This is a genomic window from Planktothricoides sp. SR001, from assembly GCF_001276715.1.
Taxonomy (GTDB): Bacteria; Cyanobacteriota; Cyanobacteriia; order Cyanobacteriales; family Laspinemataceae; genus Planktothricoides; species Planktothricoides raciborskii.
Window position 1 is genome coordinate 1 of record NZ_LIUQ01000108.1, and the last position, 5,611, is coordinate 5,611.

At 42.2% G+C, this 5,611-nt stretch carries 7 protein-coding genes; 2 read left to right on the forward strand and 5 right to left on the reverse strand.

From position 1 onward, the window contains the following. Window positions 1-62 precede the first annotated feature (62 nt). From AM228_RS28240 to AM228_RS28255, 4 genes are all read right to left on the reverse strand, one after another. Window positions 63-1,001 (reverse strand): MoxR family ATPase, encoded by a 939-nt coding sequence (locus AM228_RS28240; RefSeq protein WP_054470338.1) that lies wholly within the window; start codon window positions 999-1,001, stop codon window positions 63-65. Between the two features lie 151 nt (window positions 1,002-1,152). Next, entirely contained in the window at window positions 1,153-2,253 is a 1,101-nt protein-coding gene (locus tag AM228_RS28245) for a DUF4350 domain-containing protein (RefSeq protein WP_054470332.1), read from the reverse strand. Continuing rightward, complete coding sequence (locus AM228_RS28250) at window positions 2,250-2,840, reverse strand: DUF4129 domain-containing protein (RefSeq protein WP_054470334.1); 591 nt, start codon at window positions 2,838-2,840, stop codon at window positions 2,250-2,252. Before AM228_RS28250 ends, AM228_RS28245 begins: the two co-directional genes overlap by 4 nt. An 805-nt stretch (window positions 2,841-3,645) precedes the next feature. Next, complete coding sequence (locus tag AM228_RS28255) at window positions 3,646-3,852, reverse strand: hypothetical protein (protein WP_054470335.1); 207 nt, start codon at window positions 3,850-3,852, stop codon at window positions 3,646-3,648. A 407-nt stretch (window positions 3,853-4,259) separates the two neighbouring features. On the opposite strand from AM228_RS28255, the gene AM228_RS37100 reads away from it, so the two are divergent. Both AM228_RS37100 and AM228_RS34685 read left to right on the forward strand, forming a co-directional pair. Then, window positions 4,260-4,415, forward strand: a complete 156-nt coding sequence (locus AM228_RS37100; protein WP_199317411.1) for a helix-turn-helix transcriptional regulator — start codon at window positions 4,260-4,262, stop codon at window positions 4,413-4,415. After that, window positions 4,399-5,046, forward strand: coding sequence for a hypothetical protein (locus AM228_RS34685; RefSeq protein ID WP_197285446.1), 648 nt, complete (start codon window positions 4,399-4,401; stop codon window positions 5,044-5,046). The genes AM228_RS37100 and AM228_RS34685 overlap by 17 nt, the downstream gene beginning before the upstream one ends. Window positions 5,047-5,096: 50 nt before the next feature. Here AM228_RS34685 and AM228_RS28270 read toward each other — a convergent pair. Beyond that, window positions 5,097-5,611: GvpL/GvpF family gas vesicle protein (locus AM228_RS28270; RefSeq protein ID WP_054470337.1), on the reverse strand; the 515-nt coding region annotated here is incomplete at its 5' end.

A 5,611-nucleotide genomic window follows, 5' to 3' on the forward strand; every position in this document is an offset into this window, starting at 1 on the left:
CTACACCCTACACCCTCTCTCCCCCGCCCCTCCGCCCCTCCGCTCCTCCGCTCCTCCGCTTCTTATCTCGGAACCCCAACCTGACTCAGTAAACCAGAAATCACCGCATCAATGGCAATGCCGTCAAGTTGGGCTTCCGGTTTGAGGATGAGGCGATGGCGCAACAACGGCAGGGCAACGGCTTTGACATCATCTGGGGTGACGTAATCCCGTCCTTGGATCCAGGAATGGGCTTGACTCGCACGCAACCACAGCACCAGCGATCGCGGTGATGCCCCTAATGCTAAATCTCGATCTTGTCGCGATCGCTCCCCTAGGGCAATTAAATAATCCAAAATACTCTCAGCAACAGTTATTTTGGCAACCGCTTGACGGGCTTGTAAAATCTGTTCTACCGTCGCGATCGCCGCAACTTTATTCACATCTAAAGATTGCTTTTGATGGGCTAATAACATTTGCTTACTGGCGGCGGCATTGGGATAATCTACCATCACCTTAAATAAGAACCGATCTAATTGCGCTTCCGGTAGGGGATAAGTACCTTCAAATTCCAAAGAATTTTGGGTAGCGATCGTCCAAAATAGTGCGGGTAACGGCAAACTTTGCCCGTCTAAAGTCACTTGTTTTTCTTCCATTGCTTCTAGCAATGCGGACTGAGTTTTCGGCGGAGTCCGATTAATTTCATCCGCCAGTAAAATCTCCGTAAAAACTGGCCCTTTTTTCAAGGTAAACGCCCGACTATTCAAATCAAAAATATTCGTCCCTAAAATATCTGCGGGTAAAATATCTGGGGTTAATTGGACTCGCCGAAAATCTGCCTTAATCAAATGAGAGAGGGTTTTTGCCAATAAAGTTTTGCCCGTTCCTGGGACACCTTCTAAAATAATATGTCCCCCGGATAAAAGGGCAACCATCACCTGTTCAACTACCGTTGTTTGTCCCACAACGATGTTATTTAAGGCTTTAATGATATCAGTAATAATTGTGTGATCGAGAGTCATTGCCATTTAGGGTTATTGGGTAGGGATTCTTTGGTTATTGGGTTTTGGTTATTGGCTGTCCCCCCCTTTGAAGGGGGAGTTGGGGGGTTATTGGGTAGGGATTCTTTGGTTATTATCATTACGAATAACCAATCACCAACAACTCCAATAACTATTTACGGATAGCGTGCCATTTTTCTAACCAAAGGCGTAATTTTGCTTCGGATAAAAATCGGCGATCGCTGTCAGATTGTAGTAATAATTGTAACTCAGAAGCATCGCGTCCGGTTTGGTTGTGCCAAGCGGTGATTAAATCTTCCGGAGATAACAAATTCGAGCCTAGTCCTAAACTTTTTTGTAGGGCTAATTGCTCGGCTTTGCTGATAGTTTGAGTGAGAAAATCGCTACTTTCGGCTTTGCGTAAAACGCTGGCCAGGGCTTTGATATAGCTTTCGCTATTATTAATTTGGGGAGACCCGATCGCCTCTGCCTGACCAAAGCGGCGATTTTGGGCGGCGATCGCCACTATAAAGATAATTGCCCCTTGAACAAAAATTAGCAATAAAGGGGTTTTCGCCAAATATGCCCACCAATTGCCCGTCACCTCCGCTTCATCTGCTGCATCCGCATCTCGATAACCGTGCATATATTCATCCACCCAAATCGGCTGATTGGTAGCGGCTAAAAGTTCCGCCAGAAACTCATAATTTCCCGGTTCATGCTGATAAGCATTAGCCGCTAGATAGGGGGTAATTACAGAAATTTCCCGTCCTTTTCCCTTGGTTTCCGCCCACGCCACCGCCCCAAAGCGATCTCCTAATAATTCAACTTGATCGGTTGCCAAAGAAGCCCTTCTTCTGGTTTCAATTTTCACCGTTCCGTGTGGACTATTGAGTTCGCTAGTAAAGGGGGCTTCGGTGACATCTTGCCAAACCCCCAAGGTGACAATGGTATGACCTTGTTCCAACCACGGGTCAACGGATTGATCTAGGGGCGATCGGGTCAAATTTCCCCGTACCCGCAATAAAGTAATCGGGGGTTGATTTTTCAAAGCCGATAAGGGACGTTGCCAACGTTGGATCGGCGTGCCCCGCTGTTCCATAAAAGCGTACCATGCACCATAGCCATTAGGATCTCGACTATAGGTAGAACCGGAACTCAGGCGATCGCGACTGGGGGCAAGTCCCAAAGTCAGCAACATGATCGCCACCAGGGCGATCGCGGCGAATTTTATCCCTTGAGATTTAGATTTCGATTGAAAAACTTTAATCATTTCTGCACAATAGCCTCGTAAGCTTCCTGACAGCGGGCAAACATATCGGCATTTGCCTGTTGCTTACCAAAATAAAGCCGTTCGTGAGTTTCTAGCAACACTTTATAAGCGGAATAGTTCGGTTGTTCCTGGAGAAGTTGATCGTATTCCCGGTCAGTACGACTCACTTGTTGGGGAATAATTCCACGGTCATCTAGCTGCTGCAACATTGCCCTGTATAAACAATAGCAAGCAGCGGTATAATTCCCTTTCTCCTGATATTTTCGCGATCGCCCTAACAAATCTTTAACGGTCAGCGATCGGTTTTCTGAAAAATGCGATCGCCTATCAGAGGTTTTTGACATTTGCCAATACCAAAACTGGACAATCCAGCTTTGGAGTTGCCAACAAACCGCGATCGTCAGCACAATTCCCAGAACATAAAACAACCAGTTAAAATTGCCAGTCGGTACAGTTGGCCAATCTAAAGATGGGAATAGATTCGGGAAAAATTGCGAGAATTTCAACTCCGTCCATTCTTGGAGTTGCTGTTGACCCTGCTGCCAACGCCAGCTTAGATTTGTAGTTTCAAATTCAGCCACAGACATAATCATTAATTTATGGGCATTTTGTAATTTTAATCTATTGTATCTGTTTTTTCAAAAGTAGGGTGTGTTAGGCAACAACATAAAAACCCATAATTATCACCAAAACCCGCACCGTAACGCTTATCCTTACAAATAACTCACAAACCACTCACAAACCACAAATAGGTTGTGTTAGGTAAATTAAGAAATAAAAACAATCAAAAATTATCCTTAATATCATATAATTAATACCATTTACAAAAAATCATGCAACAGTAGAGGCGCTACGTCCAATCGCCCAAATAAACCTTAAAATTGTCGTAGTAGTTTTTAAAATTGGTAAAATAGTCAGTTTTAACCGACTGTAGGGGTCAACGGCCGTTGACCCCTACGGGGATTTTAATCCTCGCCGGATTTTAATCCCCGCAATCGTCGGTTAATTGCGGGGGTACATAAACCGCCGGGGGTTAAAACCCCCGGCTAATAGCGCAAGTCGGTTAAAACCGACTGTGGATTATTTTGAAATTGGTAATACTATTTATAAAAATTCATACAATTTGGGCGCTACGTCCAAGCGCCCAAATAACCATTGGAATTGTAGCAGGAGTTTTTAAAATTGGTATAACCTCTTAAAATAAGACTTTGATAAAAATTAAATAGCAAAAATATTTTTAATAATTATTCACCAAAAAACCTAGACTAATATTACTAATAGACTATTCCATTGTCCCGATTAAACGGTTAAAGAATAAGGTACTTGGTGAATAAAATTTTCACATATTTTCTTCTGGCTGATCGCCATTTCGTGGGGATGGCTTTTCCCTGGTTAAACCTTTGACAATATTAATATGTTTGAGGCTAATAAACCGATGTTTTGTTTGAGGCTAATAAACCGATATTCATACCCCGTGATAAAATTGGGAATGTTCCAAAATAGCTGACCAATTTTCTGGCAATAAGCGATTAAGTATTCTGCCCCATTCAGTTGTTGAATTACCTCCTTCTCTATGGCTTTTCCTGCTTTCATTTCCATAAAAATGATAAATTTATCCCGATCTTCATCGGAAAATAGAGTCAGCCCCCAGGATCATCTCAATTAAGCGATAAGTAATTATAACGTTTGTAACTGAGCGATCGCCTTCTCCAGTAACTCAGTCATGGCTAACCCCACTCAGAACATCAATATCTGATCTTATCGATTATCACTGCTTTCAGGCATATTTCGCATTCAACCCATTATGCTCCTTGTTGTAACGCGAATACTGCCTGAGTGGAAGGCTAGACCTTGAATACTTTAGTCTGTGAAACTTTTGTATTCAAACTACTAGCCTTGTCTTTATATGAAAAATAGCAGGCTAAATCGAATTTTAGGACTAGAAATACAGCGCCGTCGGGTAGAGCAAGGCTGGTCACAGGAGTATCTGGCAGAAGTTACAGGTCCTGTGCCGTCTGCACAGAACATATATCAGTCAGCTTGAGCGAGGGCTAAAAAGTCCATCTGTTAGAGTTTTTAGTCACATTACTAAAGCTTTAGGGATCTCAATGAGCGAGTTTTTGCAGGTTGTTGAGAAACTCTTAAATGTTGACGGAGAATGAAATTGAACGGTTAAGGCAAGCCATTATTGCAACTATTGCCTCTCCCATGATTGGATCGATAGAGGACTACACATGGGAAGCAATTTTTCATTATGTCAAAGATATTACTTTGTCCGATCCTGCCTTGGGACGCAGCAAGCTTCTCTATGATGCTGTTGACACACAAATCGCAACTGGCTGGTCTTTTAAGTCTTTGCAACTGAAGAATTTCATGGCCACCAATACGTTTTCATTTGTTATTCAAAGGGCGGATATTATTAAAAAGGCTGAAGAACTTGGTTTTCCTGGTTTGGCTGAGAAGTCTTCTCCTGATGAATTACGGGCAGCTATTATTCAGCATTGGAACGACAAGATTATTTCGAGTAAATCAGAGCAAGGTGTCGTGAATAGTTATGAAGGGATACTATTAAAGACAATCGAAGGATGCGAGTACGTCTACTGCGAGTTTTCTCTCGATCCTCTTGATGCAAGTTCCTTAATTAGCGCTTTAATTAGCGCCATATCAATGTTCCTGAATAATTTTTGTGGCAATTGCTTTAGCCATAGGAATAATTTTTGGCGGCCATTGAATAGGGTAGTTTTTCCCACTCCTCTTTTGCCACTAAACATAACTAAATGTCGGGTGTCGTAACGACTAAGAAAGTTGTTTACCAAGTTAAGGTTAGTCATAGAGAAATTAAGTTAAGTAAAGTGATAGGGTGGAGAAACTTGCCCTAATTGTAATTCCCACCTGGGGCAAGCTTTTTGCCAATGCAAGACTTGCTCGATTAGTAAAGGTTCTTCTTGAAAATTGACTAAAAGATAAATTCGTGATTCCGTACCCGGAGAAGGAATAATAATCGTTGATGGATAGCTTTGGGTAACTAAATGAACGAAATTTTGCCATTCTGAACCTTGCAGAATATAAAAGTCTTGTTGGGCTTCATAGTGCTGTTTTTTAGCTAAAAAATATTGTCTTCCCCGGCTCTCAGAAGAGAGTACAGGCTCCTCTAGCTTACGCGGAATACATTTTAAAACATATTCCCCTTTTCCCTCAAGTTGTTCAATTTTTTCTTGATATTCTTGGGCATTAGAACTAAGATGGTTCAGTAAATTGTCTGCCTCTAAAAAAGATGTGCCAAAACGTAAGGGTAAAATAGTCGTTTGCTGAAATAATTCGCAGATGACGCGATCATGACATAAAACGGCTTGAATCA